This window comes from Clostridium boliviensis (assembly GCF_033342255.1).
Classification (GTDB): domain Bacteria; phylum Bacillota; class Clostridia; order Lachnospirales; family Lachnospiraceae; genus Lacrimispora; species Lacrimispora boliviensis.
Map to the genome: position 1 here is coordinate 1 of NZ_JAWONS010000136.1, position 471 is coordinate 471.

Consider the following 471-nt stretch of genomic DNA (forward strand, 5'->3'; position numbering starts at 1 on the left):
TCCGATTCCCCGGCGCCGTCCCGCACCGGTCACGACGGCGATGCGGCCGGATAGAGCTTTCATTGGATCGCCTCCTGATCGTCTTCTGAATAAATCCTGCCCCGAGGGGCGGCTTCGCTGGCCCCGCCGCAAAGCCCCGCACCGGCCTCGAAGCCGAGGAAAAGCGTCGGTTCAGGGAAAATGGAACCCGGGTCCGGCGGGCCCTTCCCCCGACTTCACCCGTTCATCCCCTTCACCAATTGGTCCAGCTTCGTCAGCGTTTTTCCGATTTTGGCGTGGATCACCTGGTGAAACCGGTGATCCCATTCGGTTTCGCTCCCGTTGATGATCGCCTTTCGTCCTGTCGCCAGCATCGGCAGCTGGTTGACCGGGTACACCTCCAAACTGGTGCCGATCACCAGGAGGAGGGACGACGCGCGGATGGCTTCGATCGCCTGATCCCAAACCTCCTCCGGCAACAGCTCGCCGAAG

General features: G+C 62.6%; 1 pseudogene. It reads right to left on the bottom strand.

The features are described from left to right. Positions 1–215 precede the first annotated feature (215 nt). Positions 216–471: pseudogene (locus RZO55_RS10040) on the bottom strand (NAD-dependent deacetylase); the annotation flags it as partial.